This window comes from Flavobacterium sp. 9R, from assembly GCF_902506345.1.
Classification (GTDB): Bacteria; Bacteroidota; Bacteroidia; order Flavobacteriales; family Flavobacteriaceae; genus Flavobacterium.
Window position 1 is genome coordinate 139,549 of sequence record NZ_LR733413.1, and the last position, 26,500, is coordinate 166,048.

At 33.2% G+C, this 26,500-nt stretch carries 27 protein-coding genes, 1 tRNA gene and 1 other RNA gene; 11 read left to right on the forward strand and 18 right to left on the reverse strand.

Annotation, left to right across the window (positions count from 1 at the left end):
• Positions 1 to 507: 507 nt before the first annotated feature.
• The 4 genes from FLAVO9AF_RS00655 to FLAVO9AF_RS00670 form a co-directional block, all read right to left on the reverse strand.
• A complete protein-coding gene (locus FLAVO9AF_RS00655; protein WP_159682448.1) occupies positions 508 to 1,248 on the reverse strand; it encodes a head GIN domain-containing protein in 741 nt (246 codons plus the stop codon).
• 2 nt (positions 1,249 to 1,250) lie between these two features.
• Complete coding sequence (locus FLAVO9AF_RS00660; protein ID WP_159682449.1) at positions 1,251 to 2,975, reverse strand: PspC domain-containing protein; 1,725 nt, start codon at positions 2,973 to 2,975, stop codon at positions 1,251 to 1,253.
• 2 nt (positions 2,976 to 2,977) lie between these two features.
• Positions 2,978 to 3,310: a PadR family transcriptional regulator gene (locus tag FLAVO9AF_RS00665; RefSeq protein ID WP_078212445.1), complete on the reverse strand. Its 333-nt coding sequence runs from the start codon at positions 3,308 to 3,310 to the stop codon at positions 2,978 to 2,980.
• A 122-nt stretch (positions 3,311 to 3,432) separates the two neighbouring features.
• Positions 3,433 to 3,888 (reverse strand): DUF4870 domain-containing protein, encoded by a 456-nt coding sequence (locus FLAVO9AF_RS00670; RefSeq protein WP_078212444.1) that lies wholly within the window; start codon positions 3,886 to 3,888, stop codon positions 3,433 to 3,435.
• A 254-nt stretch (positions 3,889 to 4,142) separates the two neighbouring features.
• Between FLAVO9AF_RS00670 and FLAVO9AF_RS00675 the strand changes: the two genes are divergently transcribed.
• The gene (locus tag FLAVO9AF_RS00675) at positions 4,143 to 4,595 is read left to right on the forward strand and encodes a DUF4442 domain-containing protein (protein ID WP_159682451.1); all 453 of its coding nucleotides are present in this window, start codon (positions 4,143 to 4,145) and stop codon (positions 4,593 to 4,595) included.
• A gap of 53 nt (positions 4,596 to 4,648) precedes the next feature.
• Here the strand turns inward: FLAVO9AF_RS00675 and FLAVO9AF_RS00680 are convergent, their stop codons facing one another.
• Both FLAVO9AF_RS00680 and FLAVO9AF_RS00685 read right to left on the reverse strand, forming a co-directional pair.
• Positions 4,649 to 4,831 (reverse strand): hypothetical protein, encoded by a 183-nt coding sequence (locus tag FLAVO9AF_RS00680; protein ID WP_159682453.1) that lies wholly within the window; start codon positions 4,829 to 4,831, stop codon positions 4,649 to 4,651.
• 202 nt (positions 4,832 to 5,033) lie between these two features.
• Positions 5,034 to 5,110: transfer RNA gene (locus FLAVO9AF_RS00685), tRNA-Met, on the reverse strand.
• A 151-nt stretch (positions 5,111 to 5,261) separates the two neighbouring features.
• Between FLAVO9AF_RS00685 and FLAVO9AF_RS00690 the strand changes: the two genes are divergently transcribed.
• Positions 5,262 to 5,654 (forward strand): START-like domain-containing protein, encoded by a 393-nt coding sequence (locus FLAVO9AF_RS00690; RefSeq protein WP_159682455.1) that lies wholly within the window; start codon positions 5,262 to 5,264, stop codon positions 5,652 to 5,654.
• A 55-nt stretch (positions 5,655 to 5,709) separates the two neighbouring features.
• Entirely contained in the window at positions 5,710 to 6,549 is an 840-nt protein-coding gene (locus FLAVO9AF_RS00695) for an aminotransferase class IV (RefSeq protein WP_159682458.1), read from the forward strand.
• Here the strand turns inward: FLAVO9AF_RS00695 and FLAVO9AF_RS00700 are convergent.
• The 5 genes from FLAVO9AF_RS00700 to FLAVO9AF_RS00720 all read right to left on the reverse strand — a co-directional run bounded on the left by FLAVO9AF_RS00700 (position 6,546) and on the right by FLAVO9AF_RS00720 (position 11,104).
• The gene (locus FLAVO9AF_RS00700) at positions 6,546 to 7,106 is read right to left on the reverse strand and encodes a YqgE/AlgH family protein (RefSeq protein WP_159682461.1); all 561 of its coding nucleotides are present in this window, start codon (positions 7,104 to 7,106) and stop codon (positions 6,546 to 6,548) included. The two genes, FLAVO9AF_RS00695 and FLAVO9AF_RS00700, sit on opposite strands and share 4 nt — an antisense overlap.
• Positions 7,107 to 7,225: 119 nt before the next feature.
• On the reverse strand, positions 7,226 to 7,498 hold the full coding sequence (locus tag FLAVO9AF_RS00705; protein ID WP_064714443.1) for an HU family DNA-binding protein: 273 nt from the start codon (positions 7,496 to 7,498) through the stop codon (positions 7,226 to 7,228).
• Between the two features lie 175 nt (positions 7,499 to 7,673).
• Entirely contained in the window at positions 7,674 to 8,621 is a 948-nt protein-coding gene (gene fmt, locus FLAVO9AF_RS00710) for a methionyl-tRNA formyltransferase (protein ID WP_159682464.1), read from the reverse strand.
• 1 nt (position 8,622) lies between these two features.
• Positions 8,623 to 10,515, reverse strand: a complete 1,893-nt coding sequence (locus FLAVO9AF_RS00715) for an ATP-dependent DNA helicase RecQ (protein ID WP_159682466.1) — start codon at positions 10,513 to 10,515, stop codon at positions 8,623 to 8,625.
• A 46-nt stretch (positions 10,516 to 10,561) separates the two neighbouring features.
• Positions 10,562 to 11,104, reverse strand: a complete 543-nt coding sequence (locus FLAVO9AF_RS00720) for an AAA family ATPase (RefSeq protein WP_159682469.1) — start codon at positions 11,102 to 11,104, stop codon at positions 10,562 to 10,564.
• Positions 11,105 to 11,404: 300 nt separating this feature from the next.
• Here FLAVO9AF_RS00720 and FLAVO9AF_RS00725 point away from each other — a divergent pair, with 300 nt between their 5' ends.
• From FLAVO9AF_RS00725 to FLAVO9AF_RS00740, 4 genes are all read left to right on the forward strand, one after another.
• On the forward strand, positions 11,405 to 11,701 hold the full coding sequence (locus FLAVO9AF_RS00725; protein ID WP_159690785.1) for a DUF493 family protein: 297 nt from the start codon (positions 11,405 to 11,407) through the stop codon (positions 11,699 to 11,701).
• A gap of 2 nt (positions 11,702 to 11,703) precedes the next feature.
• Positions 11,704 to 12,423, forward strand: coding sequence for a DUF4290 domain-containing protein (locus tag FLAVO9AF_RS00730; protein WP_159682472.1), 720 nt, complete (start codon positions 11,704 to 11,706; stop codon positions 12,421 to 12,423).
• Between the two features lie 43 nt (positions 12,424 to 12,466).
• Positions 12,467 to 13,777, forward strand: a complete 1,311-nt coding sequence (gene murA / locus FLAVO9AF_RS00735; RefSeq protein ID WP_159682474.1) for a UDP-N-acetylglucosamine 1-carboxyvinyltransferase — start codon at positions 12,467 to 12,469, stop codon at positions 13,775 to 13,777.
• 206 nt (positions 13,778 to 13,983) lie between these two features.
• Entirely contained in the window at positions 13,984 to 14,850 is an 867-nt protein-coding gene (locus tag FLAVO9AF_RS00740) for a cation diffusion facilitator family transporter (RefSeq protein ID WP_159682477.1), read from the forward strand.
• 183 nt (positions 14,851 to 15,033) lie between these two features.
• Here FLAVO9AF_RS00740 and FLAVO9AF_RS00745 read toward each other — a convergent pair whose 3' ends face one another.
• The 3 genes from FLAVO9AF_RS00745 to FLAVO9AF_RS00755 all read right to left on the reverse strand — a co-directional run bounded on the left by FLAVO9AF_RS00745 (position 15,034) and on the right by FLAVO9AF_RS00755 (position 18,656).
• On the reverse strand, positions 15,034 to 17,523 hold the full coding sequence (locus tag FLAVO9AF_RS00745) for a DUF5686 and carboxypeptidase regulatory-like domain-containing protein (protein ID WP_159682480.1): 2,490 nt from the start codon (positions 17,521 to 17,523) through the stop codon (positions 15,034 to 15,036).
• An 81-nt stretch (positions 17,524 to 17,604) separates the two neighbouring features.
• On the reverse strand, positions 17,605 to 18,018 hold the full coding sequence (aroQ, locus tag FLAVO9AF_RS00750) for a type II 3-dehydroquinate dehydratase (RefSeq protein ID WP_159682483.1): 414 nt from the start codon (positions 18,016 to 18,018) through the stop codon (positions 17,605 to 17,607).
• Between the two features lie 74 nt (positions 18,019 to 18,092).
• Positions 18,093 to 18,656, reverse strand: a complete 564-nt coding sequence (locus FLAVO9AF_RS00755; RefSeq protein ID WP_159682486.1) for a porin family protein — start codon at positions 18,654 to 18,656, stop codon at positions 18,093 to 18,095.
• Between the two features lie 367 nt (positions 18,657 to 19,023).
• Here FLAVO9AF_RS00755 and FLAVO9AF_RS00760 point away from each other — a divergent pair, with 367 nt between their 5' ends.
• From FLAVO9AF_RS00760 to FLAVO9AF_RS00770, 3 genes are all read left to right on the forward strand, one after another.
• Positions 19,024 to 19,617, forward strand: a complete 594-nt coding sequence (locus tag FLAVO9AF_RS00760) for an outer membrane beta-barrel protein (protein ID WP_159682490.1) — start codon at positions 19,024 to 19,026, stop codon at positions 19,615 to 19,617.
• Positions 19,618 to 19,690: 73 nt separating this feature from the next.
• On the forward strand, positions 19,691 to 20,602 hold the full coding sequence (gene xerD, locus FLAVO9AF_RS00765) for a site-specific tyrosine recombinase XerD (RefSeq protein WP_159682494.1): 912 nt from the start codon (positions 19,691 to 19,693) through the stop codon (positions 20,600 to 20,602).
• Between the two features lie 77 nt (positions 20,603 to 20,679).
• Positions 20,680 to 22,185, forward strand: a complete 1,506-nt coding sequence (locus FLAVO9AF_RS00770; protein ID WP_159682496.1) for a PAS domain-containing protein — start codon at positions 20,680 to 20,682, stop codon at positions 22,183 to 22,185.
• 54 nt (positions 22,186 to 22,239) lie between these two features.
• Here the strand turns inward: FLAVO9AF_RS00770 and rny are convergent, their stop codons facing one another.
• The 4 genes from rny to FLAVO9AF_RS00790 all read right to left on the reverse strand — a co-directional run bounded on the left by rny (position 22,240) and on the right by FLAVO9AF_RS00790 (position 24,596).
• Positions 22,240 to 23,805, reverse strand: coding sequence for a ribonuclease Y (gene rny, locus FLAVO9AF_RS00775; RefSeq protein ID WP_159682499.1), 1,566 nt, complete (start codon positions 23,803 to 23,805; stop codon positions 22,240 to 22,242).
• Between the two features lie 49 nt (positions 23,806 to 23,854).
• Positions 23,855 to 23,961, reverse strand: a non-coding RNA gene (gene ssrS, locus FLAVO9AF_RS00780) — 6S RNA.
• A 51-nt stretch (positions 23,962 to 24,012) separates the two neighbouring features.
• Positions 24,013 to 24,303, reverse strand: a complete 291-nt coding sequence (locus FLAVO9AF_RS00785; RefSeq protein WP_064714474.1) for a cell division protein ZapA — start codon at positions 24,301 to 24,303, stop codon at positions 24,013 to 24,015.
• Positions 24,304 to 24,305: 2 nt separating this feature from the next.
• Entirely contained in the window at positions 24,306 to 24,596 is a 291-nt protein-coding gene (locus FLAVO9AF_RS00790) for a hypothetical protein (protein ID WP_159682504.1), read from the reverse strand.
• Positions 24,597 to 24,771: 175 nt separating this feature from the next.
• Between FLAVO9AF_RS00790 and FLAVO9AF_RS00795 the strand changes: the two genes are divergently transcribed.
• The gene (locus FLAVO9AF_RS00795) at positions 24,772 to 26,472 is read left to right on the forward strand and encodes a M23 family metallopeptidase (protein WP_159682507.1); all 1,701 of its coding nucleotides are present in this window, start codon (positions 24,772 to 24,774) and stop codon (positions 26,470 to 26,472) included.
• Positions 26,473 to 26,500: the final 28 nt, after the last annotated feature.

Here is a 26,500-nt window from a genome sequence, read left to right on the forward strand (position 1 = left end):
TTAATCGTTTAATTGGTCAACTGCTTAACTGTTTTAAACTTTGTGGCCCTTGCGTAAACCTTTGTGAACTTTGTGGTTGTATTTTTTTCACATGCTGCATTATTCCCCCTTCGGGGGTTAGGGGGATTTCTATTCGGGGGCTAGGGTGGTTTTTAGTTTGTATTTTTTTCACATGCTGCATTATTCCCCCNACGTTCATTTTTTACAGTTTTGCCTTGATTAGGCTAAGAGCAGACAGGTTTATTTGAAAAGAAACCTATCTTGATAAATTTATGATGTTTACGAATAAAAATAACTTATGAAAGGCACAACAAACCTTCGTGTAATTCTTATTCGAAGGCTTGTTATGTCTTTTTTTTAAACTAAAAAATAAATAAATTTTTAGTTTGTATATATCATAGTAATCGGGGCTAAAGAGCAGCAATGAGAATTTTGGGTTGCATTCTTAATTTTAGTCACAAAAAAAAGTCCTTCACGAAGAAGGACTTTTTTTGTATCAACTAAAAACTATTCTTGGCTTATCGAACCGCCAGAATTTTCGCTTTTTTTCAGACTTTTCGGCTTATTCTTGTAGGAGATATTTCCTCCACTAGACGCTTCGGCATCAAGACTCACCAACGGATGTAGCGATTGAATACTTCCTGATGAAGCCTGTGATTTGATATCGTTTGCCAACAACTCGCCAGCATTAATAGAACTTCCACTCGAAGAACTGGTTTGTAAACTAATGGCTTTACCTTTCAATTCAATACTACTTCCACTTCCAGAATCACAAATTATTTTTTCAGATTCTACGTTCAAATCCAAAGAAGCCGCACTCGATGCATCAATCTTGAATTCCGAAGCTTTAAGGGTTGATTTGCTATTTACAGTCGAAGCACTATTGGCCTCAATGCCTTCTATAATAGGAGCTCGAACGATTACTTTTTTCGAAGTGATATTCAAGAAAGAACTGTATTTGCATCCTATAATAAGCTTGCCGTTTTCTACTTTGGTAGTGATTTCTTTTTGCAAATTGTCATCGGCTTCTACAATAATCTCAACTTTATCGGCTTGTTCTAGTACCAAGTCGATAGCGTTTCCTACTTCAATACTTTTAAAATCGCCATTTACAATTCTCTTTTCGGTGGTCACATTTCCACTTCCTGTGATGGAATTGAAATTTGCAGACAAATTACAAGAGGCAAACAGTAAAGCGGTCAGCGTAACAATAATGAATTTTGTTACTAGTGTGATTATTTTTACCATAGCTATTCGGTTTTGATGATTATTCCGTCTTTATTGATTTTTAATTCTTTTATATCCTTATTGGATTTAATTAAAGTATCTTTTTTAATAGAAATGCCATTTTCATTGATGGTAACATTAGTAGCTGTTGAATCATTTTCTACATCATTCCACTCGTCCTCATCATCAGGGCAATTTAAACATTTTATTTGAGAATCAGTTACTTTGTAAACGTAATTGTCTGAGCTATAGTGTAAATTAAAGAAATCATTATCTGAACGATCATAGTTTTGTACTGATGCGTCTGGTTTTAATAAAGTACCTTCTGGTAAATACAAATACAATTCTACTTCTTGATCACGGAATTTGTTTTTTACATCGGTCAACAAATAATTGTCTAAATACAAATGATTTCCTTCTACTTTTATACCATATTGAATTTTTTCAGCTCTGAATTTTGCATCTTGAAATGATTTTCCTTTAGCAGTTCTTTCAATTTGGATGTAAGGTGTTTTTTCATCAGTATACAAAATTCTCAAGCTTACATTGTTAGAATAAATCAATTTGTTGTTCGCAGAATCTTGTACAAATTCAAATTCAGTATGGTCGTCAATATCTTTTGTGTAATAATCATTGTATCTGAATTTCACGAACAAAGTATCGTTTGCGCTCAAAGGAATATTTTGTTTCACTACAGTTTTTCCATCATACGCTACTTGAGTAGCTGTTTTTACTCCAATAGAGATTAAGATAGCAACAGAGATTAACCATAAAGCCAATAAACTATATTTGGCAATATTTCCGATAGAACCTATTGTTGGAGATAATAATTTAAATCCTAATACAGTAAGGAAAAAGAAAGGGATTCCGATAGCAAAAAACATCAATAGACCAAAGCTCCAAACTGGATAGTCAGCAAAGTTCCCTGCTTCAACAAAGTTTTGCCAAGGAAAATCGATAAATGCTGATGAGCCTAATGTAAATACTCCAATAAATAAGCTAACTAGTGTAAAAAGTCCTGTCAAGATTAAAATAACACCCAATACTTTAGAGAAAACTTTGAAAAGAGTCATAATAAAATCACCCAAAGAGTTTCCCAACTTTTCGGCTCCAGATTTTACTTGGTTTCCCATTTTGTCATAATCGGCATTTTTAAATTTGCCAGATACATTTTCAAATTCTTCACGAACTTTTTTCTCGATGTTAGAGATGGTTACAGGTTCACCTGTCATTTCTAGTTTTTCCGAAGTGGTGATGGCTTCAGGAGTTACAATCCAAAGAATGATATAAGCCAATATACCAGTACCAAATCCAGCAAAAACAAAGATTAAGAACATAATTTTTAACCAAACCGCATCGATACCAAAGTAATGTCCAAGACCTGTAGCTACACCACCAATCATTCCTTTTTCTTTGTCGCGGTATAATTTTTTGGTAGCTCTTGTGCTATAATCATTAAATTTTCCTGAAGCGTTTGTTTCTTCTTCAATGATGTAATCTTCAGGTTGCCCCATTACAGCAATTACTTCATCTACATCTTTCAGTCCTACTACGTGTTTTTCACTTTTTTGTTTTTCATTTAATAATTCTGAAACACGCATTTCGATATCTTTAATGATTTCTTCTTGACCAGAAGATTTAGACAAAGAACGTCTGATAGCTTCAAAATATCGAGTTAATTTTTGGTATGCATCTTCATCAATATGGAAGAACATTCCTCCTAGGTTTATATTTACAGTTTTGTTCATGACTATTGTTTTTGGTTGGTTATTAGACTTACGGCTTCGGATAATTCATTCCAAGTGCCGCTTAATTCAGTTAAAAAGGTTTGACCTATTTCAGTTAGACCATAATACTTTCTTGGTGGTCCTGAGGTTGATTCTTCCCAACGATAGTTGAGTAATCCGTCATTTTTTAATCGTGTTAGCAAAGGATAAATGGTTCCCTCAACTACTAACAATTTTGCGTCTTTTAAAGTGTCTAATATTTCAGAAGTGTAGGCATCTTTTTCTTTTAAAACTGATAAGATGCAAAACTCGAGAACACCTTTACGCATCTGGGCTTTTGTGTTTTCAATGTTCATAATTTTCGTTTTGATTTTTTGTTTGATTAGAACTGTTCGTTTTTTGATTACTTTCCATTACAGGTGATAGTTGAGATGATTTATAGCGTTGATTAGACTACTATATACTACTTTATAATTGATTACTTTATAAAGGGAATTGTGAATGGATATTGGTATTTTTCTCCATTTGATGTTTTCACAGCTGCGATAATTATTAAGAAGAATTCGGCTATTTTAAATCCAACAAAGGCAAGCGCAGCAATTATTCCAACTGTAATAAGTCCAATGTGGTCTTCAAAATTAAAATTTCTAATCACTAATCCTTGATTGTGGTAGAATTCATCAAAAGTCATATTGTTAAAAACAGTAAAAATTAAAATTGGTAAAGCAATTGCCGCCATAACCAGTGAGTAAATAAGGATACTCAATTGAAAGTTAATAGCTTGTTTTCCGTGATGGTCTACAAATTCTGATTGATCCTTTTTTGAAGTCCAAATCAAAATAGGGAAGATATAATTTCCAAACGGAATTATATACTGGCTCAATGTACTCAAATGAGTAAAGGTTGCGATGTTTTTTTCTGATGATGTTTCCATGATTTAAAGTATATAGTAATTTCTTATGCAAATATATGTCTAAAAGAAAGTATCTTGTATGGCATAGTAGTAAATATTAACAAAATATTAACAAAAATGTTTTTTTATAGTTGCTGCTTATTTAGTTGTTTTTTATTGATTAGTAGTACTTTGAGTGTATTATTTGGAGATGTGGTTATGGTTTAGGGTTGATATTATAATTTTATATGTATGCATAGTATTTTTTTGTATTTTTACCCAAAAACCAATACATAATGGAAATAAACGTATCAAAATTGAATCAATTCTTGCTTTTTAAATTGCCTTCAGCATTTTTATGTGGAGTAAGAGTAAAAGCTATTAATGAAAAGCAATGTGTAGTAAGTGTAAAACACCGTTGGATCAATCAAAATCCGTTTAATTCGATGTATTTTGCTGTTCAAGCTATGGCTGCTGAGCTGTCTACTGGCGCTTTGGTAATGTATCAAATTCAAAAAAGCGGTAGAAAAATATCCATGTTAGTAGCTAACAACAAAGGGAATTTTACCAAGAAAGCCACAGGCAGAATTACATTTATCTGTAATGATGGACATTTGATAGAAGAAGCTATAAAACAAACTATTGAGACAGGTGAGGGGCAAACCTTTTGGATGAAATCCATTGGAACCGATGAAAAAGGAGTTCAGGTTTCTGAAATGGATTTTGAATGGAGCGTTAGAGTAAAATAATAAGTTCTAGATTTAAGTAAACAATAAAAAAATGCCTCGATTGAGGCATTTTTTTATTTTGATTTTTTAGAAGAGCAACATTTTTTTCCTTCTGCTTTGCATTCGGTCTTTGTTTTAGTTGCTTCTTTTTTAGTTGTTGAAGTTTCTTTTTTTGTTTTTTCTTTAGCTGGAGCTTCTTGTGCTTGAATTGATAAAGCAAAGAATGAAAAAGCTAAAATTGCTGCTACTTTTTTCATTGTATTAAAGTTTAGTTTATGATATACTTTTATATGCTATCAAATATAACAAGAAAATCAATTGTACGATTTTTGAGGCTCTCTTTTTGATAAAAATTAACAAAAATCTTTAACTTCTTTATTGATAAGGGGTTAAAATAGTAAAGTAACGAGAGAGTAAATAGGATATAAAAAAAGCCTCAAATTTTAAATTTGAGGCTTCTGGTAGCGAGACCGAGATTTGAACTCGGGACCTCAGGGTTATGAATCCTGCGCTCTAACCAACTGAGCTATCTCGCCATATTCTGGTTAATTGAATAACCCCTGAATGCGGGTGCAAATATAAAAATAAAATTAGAGTTGGCAAGTATATTTTGCTCAAAAAATATTTTTTTTTAAAATCGTTTTATTTTGGCTTTATATTCTTATATTTCCAAAAAAAAAAGTAAGTATGGATCAAAAAGTAAGATACGAGATTGAATTCCCAATAAACTCCTCTCCGCAATTGCTGTATCAATATATATCGACACCTTCGGGTTTGGCGGAATGGTTTGCTGATGACGTGAATTCAAGAGGGGAATTTTTTACTTTCATTTGGGATGATACACAAGAAAAAGCAAGATTGGCTTCAAAAAAATCAGGTGAGAAAGTTAAATTTAGATGGGTTGATGATAAAAACAAGGATACAGATTATTTCTTTGAGTTGCATATTCTTGAGGATGAACTGACTAAAGACGTTTCTTTGTTGGTAATCGATTTTGCTGAAAAAAATGAAATACCTGAAGCTTCACAATTGTGGGAAAATCAAATTTCTGATTTAAAACATCTCATCGGTTCCGTGTAGTAAAAGTCTATTTTAAACTATATCTTTGCCCTAAACTAATTTTAGGGCTTTTTTTATGATTAATTTTAATGGAATACTTCAGGATTCAGATACAAATTTGTTAGAACAAAATCGTGGTTTTTTATATGGTGATGGTGTGTTTGAAACACTGAAAATTGTAGATGGTAAGATTTTGTTTTTTGAAGATCATTATTTTAGGTTAATGGCAGCTATGCGAATCGTTCGTATGGAAATCCCAATGAATTTTACATTAGAGTACCTTGAAGAACAAGTTTTGTCTTTGGTTAAAAAGAATAAAATTGAGCAATCCGCTCGTGCTAGAATAACAGTTTATAGAAACGATGGTGGTTTTTATTTGCCTACAAATAATACGGTGTCCTTTTTGATTCAAACTTCGGCAATAGTGGACCCAGTATATAGCATTAGTGAAAAGGAATATGAAGTGGATTTGTATAAAGATTTTTATATTCCAAAGCAATTATTGTCTACTCTGAAGACTACCAATAAAATGATTCACGTTACGGGCAGTATTTATGCAAAAGAAAATGATTTGGATAATTGTATTTTGCTAAACGATAGTAAAAATGTTGTAGAAGCTTTGCAGGGTAATTTGTTTATGCGAATGGGGAATACATTAATTACTCCGCCAATAAGTGAAGGGTGCTTGAATGGAATTATGAGAAAGCAAATTTTGAGTTTGGCTAAAAAAGAAACCAATTTAGAAGTTGTGGAGCAAGTTATTTCTCCTTTTGATCTTCAAAAAGCAGATGAATTATTTGTTACCAATGTTATTCGAGGTATCCAGCCTATTACGAAATATAGGAAGAAAGAATTTGAGCAGGATACTGCAAAAGTATTAAATACAATACTTAAGCAGCATTTGGGGATGGTTTAATTTAGATATGGATTTTCGGGAGCATTAGACCAAATTAAATAGTCGCCACCTAGTTCCATTAATTGTTCTTTCCAGAAATGAGTGGATGATTTTCCGATTATTTTATTCTCGTATGAATTCCTTGCGATAATCCAGGAGTTGTCTTCCATCTCGTTTTCCAGTTGTTTTTCTTCCCAACCAGTGTATCCTAAGAAAAAGCGAATATTATTTTTTCCGATTAGGCCAGAATTTATTAATTCCTTTGTTGATTCAAAATCACCTCCCCAATATATTCCATTAGATATTTCAACACTATTTGGAATAAGGTCTGGAATATTATGAATAAAGTAAAGATTATCTTGTTCAACAGGTCCACCATTATATATTTTGAATCTTGCAACAATTTCAGGAATCAAATCATTAATGGTATATTTTAGGGGTTTGTTTATAATGAAACCTATGGAGCCTTCTTGGTTATGATCTGCTAATAAAATGACTGATCTATTAAATGATAAATCGCCAATTAACGAAGGTTCTGCGATTAGCAGGTGTCCTTTTTTTAATTTTTCTGTTATCATAATACTTCTTTTTTTTATTAAATTTAACTAAAATTATTTTAGATTCCCAAAAATAATCGTTTAAATGCAAAAAAAAACCTTCCATATGGAAGGTTTTGATGTATTTACGTTAGAAAGGATTAGTTAACTGCTCCTTCTAAATCTGCTCCAGCTTTAAATTTAACAACATTTTTTGCTGCAATTTGAATAGTTTTTCCAGTTTGTGGATTTCTACCGTCTCTAGCCGCTCTTGAAGAAACTGACCATGATCCGAAACCTACTAAAGATACTTTTCCTCCTTTTTTCAAGGTACCACTTACATTTCCTAAAAATGATTCTAATGCTAATTTTGCAGCTGCTTTAGTAATTCCTGCATCAGCAGCAATAGCGTCGATTAATTCTGATTTGTTCATAATAAATAGTTATTAATTGTTGGTTAAAATGTTATAAGAACAAATTTAGTAGGATTTACGTTCCTCACAAGTGTTTTTGTATTTTTTAGCCGAAATTGTTAATAACTTGCTTTTTTTGTTCATAAAAGAAGCTAAAAAAAGAACTAAAGTTTGGGAGCTCCCAATTTTACTGATGTTAAGCCACTATCGCATTTTCAGAAAAAGTAATTCCATTTAGTAGTTCGAAGGTCTTCATTCGTTTCTTTCCAGGGAATTGTAAAATCAGAATTTCAATAAAGCCATTTTGGACGGCTATTTTTAATTCTTTTTTGGTACTAACGATACTTCCAATAGGTTTAGAATGAGATTCTGTTACTATTTTTGATTCATAAATCTTAACATTGTACTCGGTAGAATTGTCTTTAAAATAGCACCAAGCTGCGGGATAAGGACTTAATCCGCGAATCAGATTATGAATGTTTTCAGCAGATTGATTCCAATCTATTTTGCAATTATCTTTATTAAGTTTGTAAGCTGTTTTGATTTCTTCGTTATCCTCCTGAATTGTAGTGTTAACTTTGTTGGATTCGATAAGGTTTAAAGTTTCTATAACTGTTTCGCTTCCAATATGCATCAGTCGATCGTGCAACATTCCAGCATTTTCTTCTTTTTCAATCATTGTTTCTTTGCTAAGAATCATAGCTCCTGTATCGATTTTGTCATCTATAAAGAAAGTGGTAACTCCAGTTTTGGTTTCCCCATTGATGATAGCCCAATTAATAGGTGCGGCACCTCTATAATTAGGTAACAAGGAAGCGTGAAGATTAAAGGTGCCCAACGCTGGCATTTCCCAAACTACTTTTGGAAGCATTCGGAACGCTACAACAATTTGTAAATTGGCATTTAGTGCTTTTAATTCCTCCAAAAAACTTTCGTCTTTTAGATTACTAGGTTGTAGAATTGTTAATCCTTTTTCTAATGCATATTCTTTTACTGCGGAATATTTGATTTTTTGTCCGCGCCCAGCTGGTTTATCTGTTGCGGTTATTACCCCAACTACTTCGAAATTATTTTTGACTATTGTATCCAGAATTCCTACGGCAAACTCAGGAGTTCCCATAAAAACGATTCGTAATTTTTCCATTTTATTGTAAAGTGTATTTATTATTGGGTAGAATTTTAATCTTGTCTTGCTCTAGTAATAATTGTAGTGCAAAGATAATGGCATCGGCACTTTTTTGAGTCTTTTTTTCGAGTTCTCTTGAGTTTAAATTTTCTTTTTGTAAAAGCTCAAGAATGACATTGGAGAGTTCTTTATCAAGATAGGCAGGTTTTGACTTGGAAATGCAGTAAGAACAGATGCCACATTCTGAGCTTGATTTTTCTCCAAAATAAGCAAGAAGCAACTGGCTTTTACATTGGTTTTTGTTGTTTATATAATCAATAACACTAGCTAGTTGGTCTTTTTTTAGTTGATTTTGCTGATCCAAATGTTTAATCACCCGATTGATGGTTCGTTCATCTTCTCTCACTTCATTGAAAAGAATGGTAGCATCATTGTTTTTTGCGTGGTATTCAATGATTTCTTTTTCAGTTAATTTTTTTAAAACCAAATGAACGGCTTCTTCCTTTACGTTTGCCTTTTTGGCAATCAACGAAAGATTGAAAGGTGTTTGCGTTTCGTAAACTCCTGGATAAGTTCGAAGAATAGCCAAAATAATCTCTTCATCGTTTGGGTTAAGGCTAATGTATCGAATTACTTCTTTCGAAGGTATTAGAAATTGTAAAGTTATTTTTTCAGAGAATTCTTGTGATAAATTAATGATACCTTGTTGGTCTAAAAACTGCAACGCTTGATACGTTTTTAGAATTGGAAGACTATATTTTGTGCAAAAATGATTGAGGTTGAAGGTGAATTTTTCGTTTATGCCTTCTCCGTATGCAATCTGAAAATAATTACAAAGTTTGACATAAACGATATTTAAAAATGCACGATCCGGTAGATTATTGATGAATTGTGACTCCGCCTGAAGACTATCAGAGGGACTATTTAATAAAATTGCATACGCTTTGTTGCCATCTCTTCCTGCTCTTCCCGCTTCTTGGTAATAGTTTTCTAGATTTTCGGGTAATTGAATATGGATGACGGTTTTTACATTTGCTTTGTCAATTCCCATTCCAAAAGCATTGGTGGCAACAATAACTTGTGTTTCTTCAGTCATCCATCGCTGCATGTTTTTTTCTTTCTCTTTATAAGATAGGCCTCCATGATAATAGGTTGCTTTGAAGCCTAAAATGTTCAATTGTGCGGCAATGTCTAAGCAAGACTTTCTATTTCTTACATATATAATAGAAGGAGCAGGGCTCTTTTTGAGAATTTGTTGTATGCGGTGTAATTTATCTTCCACATCAAAAACCATATAGGCCAAGTTATCCCTAGAAAATGATTTTTGAAAAACAGCAGGTTGGTGTAAGTTAAGATCCTTGATAATGTCTTCTTTGACTTTAGGCGTCGCTGTTGCTGTCAATGCCAAAAAAAGGATTTTAGGAAAATGTTCTTTTAGTTGACTAATTTTTAAATAAGCAGGTCTAAAATTATGTCCCCATTGTGAAACACAATGCGCTTCATCAATTGCGATTAAGTTGATGGGTAGGTTTTTGATTCTATCCATAATCCAATCCGATTGAAGACGTTCTGGAGATAGGTATAAGAATTTGTAATTACCAAACTGACAATTGTCTAATAAATCAATGACTTCTTCTGTTGGTATTCCGCCAGTTAGTGCAATTGCTTTTATGTTGCGTTGCTGTAGATTAGCAACTTGGTCTTTCATCAAAGCCACTAAGGGAGATATTACAAGGCAAATCCCTTCATTCATTAAAGCAGGTACTTGAAAACATATCGATTTTCCTCCACCTGTTGGGAGAATTGCCAAGGTATCCTTACCGCTATGAATCGATTCGATAATTTCCTTTTGAAGGGAACGGAAGCTATCGTGTTTCCAGTATTTATTTAGAATTTGTAAGGCTTCTTGCATGGATTTCAGTTTCGTTCGAACTAGAAATCTATTTCCGATTTCTTGATTATTTGCTAGAAATTCGGTCTAAGATAAAAAGAATTCTGTTATCAACCGTATCTTTTGGAACTTCAATGAGTTCGTAACCGTAGTTTTGGTAGGTTTCTTTCAGATGCAGGTATATTTGTTGTGCTTGTTCGTAATTTTCGTAGCGTTCACCATCGCTTTCGTAAATTTCTTCCCATGGCGGAAGCATAAAGATTTTTGTATAAGTGCAAGTCACGCAAGCTTCTTCAAAATGGGGTGGGTAATCGTCTCCAATAAAATTCATGTAAGCAACTACATCAGGTACACCTCTGTCAATAAAAACTACTGGATGTGCTTCTTCTTGTGCATCGTTAAATTGCTTAATTCTTCCCTCGAGTAGTTTTTGGCTAAACAGCAAAGGGTCTTCTAGAAACAATTGGTCAATTCCTAGTTTTTTTGCTTCGGCAGTTACTTGTCTGGATATTTCAGGATAACAACAATGTCCTAATGAGGTAAGTTGATTGATGATAGTTGATTTTCCCGTTCCAGGACCACCAATAATAACGATGATTTCTTTTTGCACGTTTTGTAAATAAGGGCGCAAATTTACCTAAACTTATTGGTTTTTAAAACATTTTTTGATAGGATTATTAATAGCAATAGGTTTGCTCGATTTTTGTAATGTTACTTTATATTGAATCGTAATGAATGTATTGGTTTTTAATGATTTAGTTTTGTGTGTTTTTATTTAATAACAGAAAACGAATTGTGTTTTACTATCGCTTTTAGTAGCAATGCTATTCTAAAAAAAAACCTAAATCCTGGTTCTAAATTCTTGAATCTGTTCTCAAAAATGTATATTTGCGTTTATTTTAAATTAGTAATGGATAAAGACAAAGAAAAAGAGACCGCTGCTTTTTATGAAAGATTACAAGTAGAATTAGATAATAGTAATACTTGGCCAGCAGAATACTTGTTTAAATTTATTGTTCCTTCAGTAGATGGAAATGTGAAAAAAGTAGAGGAGGCGTTCAATTGTATGGGTGCCGTAATTAAAACTACAAAATCAAAAACGGGTAAATTTACTAGTGTTTCTGTTGATGTAACTATGAAAAATTCGCAAGAAATTATTGAGAAGTACCAAGAATTATCTACAATTGAAGGTATTGTTTCCCTATAAATATGATCGAAAAATATAAAAAAGAGAACGCCAATGATGTAGTGTATCATTTAGAATACAATTCTGAAAGAAAACATTTAATCATTCCTGAGTACGGTCGTCATTTGCAAAAATTGATTGAACAAGCAACCATTATAGAGAATGATGAAGAGCGTAACAAAGCTGCTAGATACATCATTCAAGTAATGGGAAGTTTAAATCCTCATTTGCGTGATGTGCCTGATTTTCAGCACAAGTTATGGGATCAGTTGTTTATTATGTCCGACTTTCGTTTGGCGGTAGATTCTCCATATCCTATTCCGTCTCGTGAAGTTTTGCAATTGAAACCTGAGGTTTTGCAATATCCTCAGAACTATCCTAAGTATAGATATTATGGTAATAATATCAAGTACATGATAGATGTGGCGAATAAATGGGAAGAGGGCGAAATGAAAAGTGCTTTGGTCAAGGTAATTGCCAATCACATGAAGAAATCGTATTTGAGTTGGAACAAAGACACCGTAAAAGACGATGTTATTTTTGAGCATTTGTATGAGCTCTCTGGTGGAAAATTGAATTTGTTGCAAAGCAAAGAAGAGCTTTTGGGAACTACAGATTTACTTCGAACAAACAAAAGAATGTCGAATAAAATCACACCTTCCAATCAACAAAAAAATCAAAATAACAAAAATAAATCGGGTAAAACTCCGATGCACAAAAATCAAAATAGAAAACCGCAGTAATTATATTTGGGTAATTATTGATTAATATAAATTGGTATAACAAATGGGAATTTTCAAAATCGAAGGTGGAATTCAATTAAAAGGAGAAATCACCCCACAAGGAGCAAAAAATGAAGCGTTACAAATTTTATGTGCCGTATTGCTTACTCCAGAAAAAGTAACAATAAATAATATTCCAGATATTATTGATATCAACAAATTAATTACTTTGTTGGGTAATTTAGGAGTTAAAATTCAAAAAAACGGCAACAGTTCTATTACTTTTCAATCTGATGAAGTAAATATGGGCTATTTAGAGACTGAAGCCTTTAAGAAAGAAGGTGGTTCTTTGCGTGGTTCGATTATGATTGTTGGTCCATTATTAGCTCGTTTTGGTAAAGGTTATATTCCGAAACCAGGTGGAGATAAAATTGGAAGAAGAAGATTGGATACCCATTTTGAAGGATTTATCAATTTAGGTGCTAAGTTTAGATACAATAGAGAAGATCATTTCTATGGAGTAGAAGCTCCAGATGGACTTACGGGTACCGATATGTTATTGGACGAAGCCTCAGTAACAGGAACTGCTAATATCGTAATGGCTGCCGTTTTAGCGAAAGGAACAACTACAGTATACAACGCTGCTTGTGAGCCTTATTTGCAACAATTATGCAAAATGCTGAACGCTATGGGGGCTAAAATTTCTGGTGTTGGGTCTAATTTGTTGACTATTGAAGGAGTAGAAGCATTAGGTGGATGTGAACACCGTATTCTTCCAGATATGATTGAGATTGGTTCTTGGATTGGATTGGCCGCTATGACTAAATCTGAGATTACTATAAAAAATGTAAGTTGGGAAAATCTTGGAGTTATTCCTAATGTATTCCGTAAACTAGGGATTACACTAGAGAAAATAGGAGATGATATTTTTATTCCTGCTCACGTAAATGGTTACGAAGTTAAAACAGATATTGATGGTTCTATTTTAACCATTGCTGATGCGCCTTGGCCTGGTTTTACTCCAGATTTATTGAGTATTATTTTGGTAGTAGCGACTCAAGCAAAAGGTGATGTATTGATACACCAAAAAATGTTCGAAAGCCGTTTGTTTTTTGTAGATAAATTAATAGATATGGGAGCAAAAATCATTTTGTGTGACCCACATAGAGCGGTAGTTATTGGTCATGATTTCAAATCGCAATTGAAAGCTACTACAATGTCTTCACCAGATATTCGTGCGGGTATTTCGTTATTGATTGCTGCTTTGTCAGCGAAAGGAACGAGCACTATTCAAAATATTGAACAAATTGATAGAGGATACGAGCGCATTGATGAACGTCTTAGAGCTATCGGAGCCAATATTGTAAGAGCTTAATTTTTTTGAGTACTTAGTAATTAGTCAATAGTGAATAGCTCAATGGACTAGTTGCTAAATCTTAATCAAATAAAATATTAGTTTTTACTAAATCAACAATTCGCTTAAAATTAATAATTAGTTTTAGTCCTTAGTAATTAGCCAAATTGACTAATTGCTAAGGACTAACTGCTAAGGACTAATCACTAAGTACTAAGGACTAATTTATGACTAACGAACAAACAGCTATAAAAGCAACTTATTTCAGTATTATTGGTAATACCTCTTTGGCTATTGTAAAAGGATTGGCTGGTTTTTTCGGTAATTCTTATGCGCTAATTGCCGATGCGATTGAATCTACTACTGATATTTTTGCGTCCTTTTTGGTGCTTTTTGGAATCAAATATTCGAATAAACCTGCGGATGACAATCATCCTTATGGGCATGGTCGTGCAGAACCTTTGATTACGTTTCTAGTGGTTGGTTTTTTGATTACTTCGGCTACGATTATTGCCTATGAGAGTATTCAAAACATTGGAACGCCTCATGAATTACCCAAATCTTGGACACTTTATATTTTGGGAGTCATCATTATTTGGAAGGAGTATTCGTTTCAGTTGGTGATGAAAAGAAGTAAAGAAACCAATAGTTCTTCTTTGAAAGCAGATGCTTGGCATCATAGAAGCGATGCTATTACTTCAGTAGCGGCATTTTTGGGGATTTCTATTGCGCTATATTTCGGTAAAGGTTATGAATCTGCCGATGATTGGGCGGCTCTTTTTGCTTCTGGTTTTATTTTATTCAATAGCTATAAAATATTTAGACCGGCTTTGAGCGAGATAATGGATGAACATATGTATGATGAATTGGTGGAGGAAATTAGAGTTGTTTCCTTAACGGTTCCAGGAGTTCTAGATACTGAGAAATGTTTTATTAGAAAAGCAGGAATGCAGTATCATGTAGATTTGCACGCAAGGGTAGAAGGTACCATTACAGTTAGAGAAGGACATGATATTGCACATGATTTAAAAGATACCCTTCGAGCGCAAATCCCTTCTTTGGGACATGTTTTGATTCATGTAGAACCTAATTAATTTTAAGTCACTAAGAAAGCAAAAAGGTAGAATGCTTCCTTTTAGCCCCGGTAGTAGTAGCATCCTTTTTTTAATAACCCTTCTGGAGTTTTGAATTCTAGAAGGGTTTTTATTTGGGTTATTAAAAAAAAGATATAGCGGATGACGGGACTTTGCTCACAAGAAAGCCTATTCTTTCCGCTCCTAATCTAAAATATTCAAAAGTTTTAGTCCAAAAATTACGCCGTCACCTTGAAAACCATTTTGGTAAGAGCGCACATAATCTACTCTGAACTGTTTGAATTTCCCGATTCCTAAGTTATCGAGCCCTATGCTGATTTCTTGATAAGGTTTGCGATTTGGAATAGCTAAGTTGTGAAAACCGAGCATTAAACTGCTTTTTAAAAGGTTGAGTCCTGGTATTTTGTTCATTATAAAACCATTGTCGCTGTACTCTGAATGGAATTCAAAATACGCATCGTTTGTGCTATTACTGTAATAAGGTAACAGGTTGAAAACGTTTAAATAGCGTTCGGTTTGGCCAATTCGTGTTTGATTGCCATTGAAATGTTTGTAATCCATAAAGGCAATATTTTCGGCATTGAAGAATTTACCTGCTCTTAGATTTACACCCAGATCGCCTTTGTTGGCCAACGGAAGGTCATACAGAATACGTGCACTAATCAAGTCGTACTCGTAGTTTTTTTGGCTAGCAGCAAAGGCTTTTTCGTAGCCTAAAAGCACGGTTGGATACTTGTTGTTTCGGAGGTTGAATTTTCCGTCAGGGCGCGAAATGTATTGGTTGCCAAAGTTAATGCGCCAGTTCAAATTTGCTTTTAGTAACTGATGAGTTGAGAAACCAGCAGTTGAATAATCATTAGAATCCAAAGGATTGTTTGAAGAATAAAGGTCGTCATTTTTTATAAAGGTATAGTTAGTAGTATTAAATAAAGGTTTGCGTTGACTGTATTCTAATTTTCCGGTAAAGTTGATGCCGTTGGCTATATTCTGTGAATAAGCCACATTGAAAAACTCTTTGTTGTACAATTTCATAAAATTGTTTTTAAAAAAGAGCGTGCTTATCGAATTGATAAAAGGTGAAATTGGATTGTTTTCGTTGAATTGTTTAACAGCTGTTCCTCCTGAAACCCAAATTGTGGCATAATTTTGATTGTTAAATCGGTGACTAAAATTTCCGACCACTCGAAGGCGTTCGTCTGAAAAACCATAATTGAAAGTAGTTGCAATGGCTGTGCTTTTTCCAGATTCATCATCCCATTTGCGATAAGTAAAACCAGAGTCTAGATTGAAACCTTGAACCGTATTGAACGTTAGTGAGCTTATGTCCATTAATCCAGCATAATCGAAGGACCATTTTTTGAAAGTATTTCTATAATTATAACCTGTTATTGGGTCTAATAGTTTGAATTTATTTCGTTTTTGGTCGATAGAATCCAAATACGTTTTGGATGAACGGATGGTCTGAATACTGTCTTTTTTGATATAATCTTTGCTTTCTTCTTCGGTGAGAGGAATAGGTCTTGTGCTTTCCCAGAAAGTATCTTCTTTTTTGTTGGCATTGTTTTCAAAACTAACAATTTCATTGCCAAAGGTCTTTTTATCAAAAGCATCAAAGAACTCATAATTGCTGTACACATAATTGAATGTTCCTGAAAATCCGATTCCGAAAGCACCAGCTGTAAATGCTAAGCTTTGGGCATTTTTGCTCCAAATTTTAGTTTTGGAATTGTAATTAAAGTTTTGTTTCAAGGTCATTACTTCGGTGAATTCATTACGCATACGATAGCCTTTGATATCGAAATCAACGGCATAAATCGCCCAACTGTCTTCTACAATATATATGTAACCTTCAAAAACGGGTTCTTTGTCGCGTCTTGGAATGATTTTAATTTTGTTGATTTGATGATTGCTTTCGTCAAAAAAAGTGCTTTCGAGTTTGTATTTGTAATATTGAAAAGCATTGCTAGCTATGGGTGAAATCATTTTTACATTAAAATCGACTGTATTGTCATAAAAATCATAAAATGAAGAGCGAGCAGTATTGTAACTAAAGCCTTTGTCGTTCCCGGAAATTTTAGAGGCAATAATTCTTTCTTTATAATTGTTTGGCTTTTCGAAGGTGAGTTTTGATACGGTTTCGGATAAGTACAAAATGCCACTTCCAGTTGAATCTAAGCCAGTGGTCATTTCGTCTGGCATATCTAATTTCATTCCTAAAATCTTTTTAGGTAGGTTTTTGATTTTGAATAATCCTCGCGAATAGAAATCGGCAGTAAATCGAGCTGTTTTTTCTGCGTTTTCTTTACGTGCTGTAATCGCACTTTTGATAATGGCGTTAGCAGGATTGTTTTTGGGATTGATGACTACTTCGTTGAGGTTGTAATTCTCTTCCGATAACTGAATGTCAATTGTTATTGGTGTTTTTTCGTAATGAATCGTTTTCTTTACTGTTTTAAAGCCAAGAAACTGAAATAGTAAGGTGTAATCACCTTCTTTTTTGAGATTTAGTTCGTATTTTCCTTTGTCGTTGGTAGTAGTTCCTGAATAGGAATTTTGAATGATAACGGATACAAAAGGTAGGGGGTTTCCTTTTTCGTCAGTGATAGTTCCTTTTACTTGTGCGATAAAAGTGGAAGAAAATAAAAATAAAATAAAAACGTAAAATTTTTTCATCTGTTTTTTTTGTAAAATTAAACAGATGAAAAAACTTACATCACAAAAACTTGTTAATTTATTGTGTTAAAAATCTTAAGATTATAAAAAAGATTGAATAGCGAGTTCATAACTTTTTAAACCGAAACCCAAAATAACTCCTTTGGCATTTCCTGAAATGTAGGATTGATGTCTAAAACTTTCTCTTGAAAAAGTATTGGAAATATGCACTTCGATTACTGGAGTCGTTATGGCTTTTACCGCATCGCCAATACCAATCGAGGTATGGGTATAGGCGCCAGCGTTAAGTATGATTCCGTTATAGGTAAATCCGAATTCTTGAATTTTGTCGATTAATTCCCCTTCGATATTGCTTTGAAAATAAGAAAACTGAATATGAGGAAACTTTGTTTTTAGACTTTCAAAATAATCTTCGAAGGTTTCACTTCCATACACCTCGGGTTCGCGTTTTCCTAGTAGGTTGAGATTTGGTCCGTTAATTATAGCAATTTGCATAATGGTTGTTTTTGGTAAAAATAAAAAAACCGCACTAAATAATAGTACGGTTTTGAAGTTGTTTTTGTTATTTATTAAAACATAAATCCTGCAGAAACTTGCACCACAGAATTTTTTGCTTTTGCATTGGTTGAAACTTCGGTTAAGCCAAGTCCATAACGTGCTTGAACAAAGATGCCTTTAGTGATTTTTACACCTAAACCACCTGCAAGTGCAAAGTCGAATGTCTTAGAATCTTCTATGTTGACTTTATCTTTTTCACTTAATAAAAAAGAGGCTTGTGGGCCTAATTCTAAGCTGAAGGTATTGTTTAAATAAATTTTTGCCATTACTGGAATAGCCAAGTAGCCCAATTCATTTGTAAATTCTTTTACGGCACTTTTGTAAGAGGCTCCTTGCGTAGAGTACAATAACTCAGGTTGGACACCAAATTTCTCGGTTAATTTGATTTCGGCTAATAAACCAATGTGGTAACTTGTAATCGCATCTGATTTGTAATTTTCTGAATTAACTGTAATGTCAGTCCCAGTAAGATTGGCATAATTAATACCAGCTTTCGCTCCTAATCGCAATAATTGTGCTTGCGTCGTTAGTGTTCCAAAGAATGTAAAAGCTGCAATAAGAATGATTTTTTTCATTTTCTTTTTTTTAGTGATTTATTATAGTGTTTAACTCCATTAATTATTAATTATTGCTTATTATAAATAAAGCAAACAGTAATAAGATTTTGTAGTGCGAATTAACAATAATTTTAAATGTTTTCCAAAGCAATAAAAGAATGATTTGACTTGTTAAAAAATGATTCGATTTGAGTTTTGTAAAAAATACCTGATTTTAGTGAGAATCCTTCTTTTAGTCTATTGATATCTAGTTTTTTATGCGTCTGTATTGCTTTTTTTGGGGCTCCTTGGAGCGTCTTTGTAAGAGATTTTTTTAATGCTTTTTTTCTTTATTTGATTATGAATTACTAGTTTGGCTGAATAATCTTAATAAACTAAACAAAAAATGAAAAAAATTATTTTAACTTTTGCCGCTGTATGTGCTTTTGCAAGTAGTTATGCTCAAAAAGAAGGGTCTTTTAGAGTTGGTCTCGATTTAGGTTACACAATTCCTTCAAACGGAGGAGGAGGTATATTACTATCTCTTGAACCAAAATACAACATTAAAGATAATATGAATGTAGGTCTTCGTATAGGATCAGCTGCAATGATTCGTGATATTGAAAATAATGGACAATCTTCAACTGCTAAAATTTCAGCAAATGGATCATATGTTGGTACATACGATTATTATTTTAATGGCTCTGGAAAATCTTTTGTTCCTTATGTAGGAGCTGGAGCTGGTTATTATACAATTGCAAATGTTGAGTTTGATACTGATGCTAACAATGATGACATCGGATTGGATGCTAATGGAAAAATGGGTGGTTTATTAAGAGCAGGTTTTGAATGGGGCAAATTCAGAATGGGCTTGGAATACAATCTTGTTCCAAAATCAACTTTGCAAGATATTAACGGAGATAAAGTTGGAACAATTTCAAATTCTTATTTAGGAATTCACTTAGGTTTTTACGTTGGTGGAGGAAAATGGGGTAAGTAATCCACTATTGTAATATTAAAACCACGTTATATACGTGGTTTTTTTATGCCTTAAAATTGCCTTTCTTTGTAGTATGAGTTGGAGTAATTATATCAAGCAATATCAGTCGTATCTTAGAATAGAAAGAGGTTTGTCCACCAATACTATTGCGAATTATACTTTGGATATTGAACGTCTTTGTACTTTTTTAAACAAGCAAAGTATAATTGTGTCGCCTCTTACTATCAATGAAGAAACAGTGCAGCAGTTTATTTATGAGGTTGCTAAAGAAGTTAATGCGAGATCTCAAGCCAGAATTATTTCCGGACTAAAAAGTTTTTTTTCGTATTTGATTTTTGAAGACTATAGAACAGATAATCCAATGGAGTTGATAGAATCGCCAAGGTTGGGGAGGAAATTGCCTGATACTTTATCTGTTGACGAGATTGATGACTTGATTTTAGCGATTGATTTAACTTCAAACGAAGGAGAACGCAATCGCGCTATGCTCGAAACTTTATATGGTTGTGGACTTCGTGTTTCTGAATTGGTTGGTTTGAAAATTTCGGATCTTTTTTTTGAAGAAGGCTTTATTAAAATTCACGGAAAGGGCAACAAAGAACGTTTTGTTCCCATTGGCGAATTGGCTCAAAATTATATTACCATTTATAAAGAAACTATTCGTGTTCATATGCCTATTCAAAAAGGCTTTGAAGATACTTTGTTTCTAAACCGACGAGGGCGACAATTGACCAGAGCGATGATTTTCACTATTATTAATAGGCTAGCCGACTTGATTGAGCTCAATAAAAAAATTAGTCCTCATACATTTAGACATTCTTTTGCGACTCATTTGTTGGAGAATGGAGCTGATTTGCGTTCAATTCAGTTGATGTTAGGACATGAATCAATCACCACTACTGAAATATATGTGCACTTGGATCGAAAATTTTTAAAACAAGTTATGCATTCTTATCATCCTCGAAAAGATAAATTTAATGATTGAATTTAACTAAATTATTGCAAGATGTTAGTTTAATTAAAACTTTTACTATTTTTAGCAAAAGAAAGTCTATACAGCAGATGATATTTACAAAAAATAGAGACCCAGAAGATTTAAATAAACTCTACGAAAGCTTAATTAAGCAACTTCCTAATATTATTTTTCAAATTAGAGTTAATAAGGAACGTCAAATCGCTTTTGATTTCCTTAGTAAACCCATTGATTTTTTTAATGAATTCTCTTTTAATGAATTTATTGAGGATTCTTACAAGCTCTCTAATTATACGATATATGAACCCGATTTGAAAGGATTTATAGATTCTTACGAAAATGCAATTGCAAATATTGAGGTTTGGGATATTGAATTTAGATTGTTGTTGCCAGACAGTGGTTATAAATGGATTAAGATTGAAGCTACCCCAAAGAAAAACGACCTTGATGAGATTGTCTTTTATGGTCTAATTTCTGATATAACAGATGTAAAAGAGCAAGAAATTAGAATGCGTTTAGCAGACGAACGGTATCATTTCGCTGTACAAGCTTCGGATAGAGGGGTGTGGGATTGGGATTTGGTTACTGGGAAAGTCTATTATTCTTCTGAATCGATGAAGATTTTAGAATTGACAGAATCTGATTTGGTAGCTACCCCGGAAGAATGGGATGAGCGAGTGCATCCTGATGATCGAGCAGAATATTATGGTAATATAAACCTTCATTTCGATAATAAAATACCTTTTTACGAAACTTGTCATCGCGTTTTGTGTAATGGTCGCTACAAATGGATTTTAGATAGAGGAAAAGTAATTGAGCGCGATTCTGATGGTAAGCCGTTGCGAATTGTTGGGACGCATACCGATATTTCTGACCAGAAGGAAAAAGAGCTTGAGTTAGCCAAAATGCTTGAAATTTTGAATACACAAAATAATAAGCTACTGAATTTTGCTCATATAGTTTCTCATAATTTGCGTACACATAGCGGAAACATCAAATCATTGTTGGATTTGCATAAAGAAGAATTATTGTCCGATTTAGATACTTTGAGTAATATTCAAATCGTTTCAGACGAGTTGTTTTCAACCATAGAAAACTTAAATGAATTAGTTAGTATTCATACCGTTAAGGATAAAGAAATTGAAGAGTTAAACTTGAATGTCTATATCAACAAAGTTTTAGATGTTTTACACGATTCAATTAAGCAAAAAGATATAGTGGTGTTGAATTACATCCAGAGTAGTGTAACCATTGAATGTTTGCCAGCTTATTTAGAAAGTATTTTACTAAATATAGTTACCAATGCTATTAAGTATTCCGATACTAAAAAAGTATCCAAAATTATTTTTACATCAGATGTAAATGATGATTATGTTATTTTGAACATAAAAGATAATGGTTTAGGTATTGATTTGAACAAGTACAAAGATTCCATTTTTGGTTTGTATAAAACGTTTCATAAAAACAATGATGCACGTGGCGTCGGATTGTATTTAACGAAAAATCAAATTGAGAATATGGGAGGAAAAATAGAAGTAGAAAGCACCTTACATGTGGGGTCGACTTTTAAAATTTATTTTAAGAAATCCAACTAATAACACATAAAAAAGGCTTCCTAAGGGAAGCCTTTTTTGTGTGTTCAATATAAATTATTTAGCAATATTTACTGCTCTAGTTTCTCTAATTACAGTAACTTTTACTTGTCCTGGATAGGTCATTTCAGTTTGAATTTTTTGAGAAATTTCGAAAGATAAAGTTGCTGCATTATCATCAGAAACTTTTTCGCTTTCTACAATTACACGTAATTCTCTACCAGCTTGAATAGCATAAGCATTTTTAACTCCATTGAAGCCATACGCTACCTCTTCAAGGTCTTTTAATCGTTGTATGTATGAATCTAGCACCTGTCTTCTTGCGCCTGGTCTAGCACCAGATATCGCATCACAAACTTGAATGATTGGTGATAATAATGATTTCATTTCAATTTCATCATGGTGCGCTCCAATTGCGTTGCATACTTCTTCTTTTTCACCGTATTTTTCAGCCCATTGCATACCTAATAAAGCGTGTGGTAAATCACTTTCTGCATCAGGAACTTTTCCAATATCGTGCAGTAAACCTGCTCTTTTGGCTAATTTTACATTCAAGCCTAATTCTGCAGCCATAATTCCACAAAGCTTCGAAACTTCACGAGAGTGTTGTAATAAGTTTTGTCCGTATGAAGAACGGTATTTCATTCTACCTACCACTTTAATCAATTCAGGGTGTAATCCGTGAATTCCTAAATCGATAACAGTACGTTTACCAACTTCAATGATTTCGTCATCAATTTGTTTTGTTGTTTTTGCTACAACTTCTTCAATTCTTGCTGGGTGAATACGTCCGTCAGTAACTAATTTGTGTAAGGAAAGACGAGCAATTTCTCTTCGAACAGGGTCAAAGCAAGAAAGAATGATAGCTTCTGGAGTATCATCTACGATAATTTCAACACCGGTTGCGGCTTCAAGAGCTCTAATGTTTCGTCCTTCACGACCAATGATTCTACCTTTGACATCATCAGATTCAATGTTGAAAACAGACACACAATTCTCAACCGCTTCTTCCGTACCAACACGTTGAATGGTGTTGATGATTATTTTCTTAGCTTCTTGTTGTGCAGTAAGTTTAGCCTCTTCAATCGTTTCTTGAATGTGAGACATTGCTTTTGATTTAGCTTCAGATTTTAATCCTTCTACTAATTGTTCTTTAGCTTCTTCTGCAGACAATCCAGAGATTACTTCTAGCTGTTGTAATTGGCTTTTGTGTAGTTTTTCAACTTCTACTTGTTTTTTGTCAAGTACTTCGATTTTTGCTTGGAATTCTGCTTTTTTAGCTTCGAAATCATCGTTGATTTTCTTTGCTTTAGACAGTTCACTAGAAACTTGAGATTCTTTATCGCGAACTCTTTTTTCTACTTCGGCTACTTTTTTGTCTCTAGCCAAAATCACTTGTTCGTGCTCAGATTTTAATTCAATAAACTTTTCTTTTGCTTGAAGAATTTTATCTTTTTTAATGTTTTCAGCTTCTAAATTGGCGTCTTTTAAAATTGAAGCAGCTTCTTTTTTAGCGTTCTTAATTAAATTAGAGATATTGCTTTTTTCGATAATCTTGGCAATACCAAAACCAGCTGCAATACCTATTATTCCTGAAACAATTATTAATAATGTACTATCCATTTTGTTTAAATTATATATATAAAAAAAACCTACATTAGTGGGATTGTATAAACTCGAAAAGACAAGTTTTGAGCTAACTCGTTGTTCAAGCTTCCAAACTGAATTGGCTTGCTATAGTAACGATGATTCGCTCATTCTAAATTGTTAGTGTTGAGTTTATCAAATAAGAACTAATGTAGGCAGTATCTTAATTTTTGTAAGAACGATTTAATCGAGATATTGGTCCAAAACTGCATTGATTTTTTGCAATCGGTCTATGGTTTCACTCCCATTCATTGCATTATCAATTTGTTTTTGTTCCACTTGAGAGGCAAACTGTAGCGCACACATGGCTAAAACGTCTTGTTTATCTCTTACGGCGTAATTTTCTTCAAACTGCTTAATCATCATATCAATCTTTTTTGAAGCACTTCTGAGTCCTTCTTCTTGAGAGGCATCTACCGTTAACGGATAAACCCTGTCTGCAATCGATATCTTTATTTTAAGCTTTTCTTCCATTTTTAATCTGATAGCTGGGCTATACAGTAATCAATTTCGCGAATTAATGAATTTATTTTAAGCTTTGTATCTCTTTTATTGTCTTCACTGCCTAGCAATGTATTGGCGATTTTGAGTGTCTCATATTGCTTTTTAAGCAATTCAATCTGTTCAGATTGTTGGGCTATGATTTGTGTTGCATTAGTTAATTTATCTCTCAATTCTAGATTGTTTTTTTCTAGAAATTGCATTTTAGAAAAAAGCTTTCCAATCTTATTTTCAAGAGTATCAATTATTTCTGCAATTACACTCATTTTTTAACCAATTCATTTCTTAATCTTACAAAGTTAGTATTCCTTTTTATTATTGCAATATTTTATTGTCTTTTTTGTGCTAAAATATTTAATTAACTAATAATCAGAATGTTGTTGTTTTTATTTCTTTTTTTCTGTTTTAACAGTTTTGGTTACCTTAGCAAAAAGATATCGGATGAGATTATTATGTTTTTTGCTGTTTTTCTTTTGCGTTTTGACTGCTCAAAATCAGTATCCTAAAGATTATTTTAGGTCACCATTGGATATACCAATGCAGTTATCTGGTAATTTTGGTGAATTGCGTCCCAATCATTTTCACGCTGGGTTTGATTATAAAACACTACAACGTGAGGGATTGTCGGTTTATGCTGCTGCAGAGGGTTATGTTTCTAGAATCAAAATCTCAACTTTCGGCAACGGAAAAACAATTTATATTACACATCCAAATGGATATACAACCGTTTATGCTCACTTGCAAAAAGCAGTTGGACCCATTCAGGAATTAATAAAAAGAAGACAGTATGAAGAAAAATCTTTTGAAGTAGAAATTTTCTTAAAGCCTAATGAATTACCAATTTCCAAAGGACAACTTATTGCGCTGTCTGGAAATACAGGTGCTTCAGAAGGGCCACATCTTCATTTTGAAATAAGAGATTCTAAAACCGAATTTATTATCAATCCTTTGTTTTTTGGATTTGATTCTTTTATGAAGGATACCAAAAAACCACAAGTTACTGCGGTTTATGCTTTTCCTTTGGATAACCAGACTAGCGTGAATCAGTCTTTACGTCCAGTACCAATTAATTTGACCCTACAAAAAGACGGAACTTATCTTGCAGACCCTGTTATGGCTAATGGGAAAATTGGTTTTGGTATTATTGCTACTGATATGGATGATGTTTCCTTTAATAAAAATGGTATTTTTGAGGTACAAGCTTTTTATAATGGAACGCCTACTTATGCCTATCAATTTGGGACTTATTCTTTTGATGAAATGCGTTACATCAATGTAATGATAGATTATTCAAGATATAAGAAATCTCAACAACGTATTCAGCGATTGTATCGAACCGAACCATTCGATTTAAGTATCATAAAAACCGATGATAATAATGGTGTACTATCAGTAGTGCCCAATTTGTCGGGTACTTATCGTATTGAGGTTGCTGATTATTTTAATAACAAAACACTCATTACCATTCCAATCTCTTATGATACAAAAGCTATTGTGATTCCAAAAGAAGCGACTCCTTCGAATTATTTTATTAGAGCAAAAAAAGAATACATCTTTGAAAAAGAGAATTGGACGGTTACTTTTCCAGCCAATACTTTTTATAATGATTTTGATTTGAATCTTTCTGTAGCTAATAAAGTATTGACTTTACATGATGACACCGTTCCAGTTCATTCTAATTTTACGATTCAAGTTCAGGATTCTACTCATACGGCATTAGATAAAGAAAAAATGTTTTTGGGAAGGATAGAAGGTGGTCGTATTTCGTATAATTCAACCATTGTAAAAGGAAATACCTTTACCACTAAGGTAAAAACCCTTGGGAAATATGGTCTTGTTCTTGATAATGTAAATCCAGTAATTAGTATCGGTAAACCCATTGAAGGAAAATGGATTACTGCTCAAAAGGAGTTGAAACTTTCTATCTATGATGCTTTGTCAGGAATTAAATCGTACAATGCCTTTTTAAATGACCAATGGATTTTAATGGAATACGACAATAAAACCAGACAACTCACACACGATTTTAGTGATGGAATTGTTGCTGAAGGCGCTAACATTCTTAAAGTAATTGTTGTGGACCAAATGGGAAATTCTACTATCTTTGAAACGCGTTTTTTTAGAAGTCAAATAATTAAATAGTTCTTCGTTTGAAAGTATTCCAAATCTG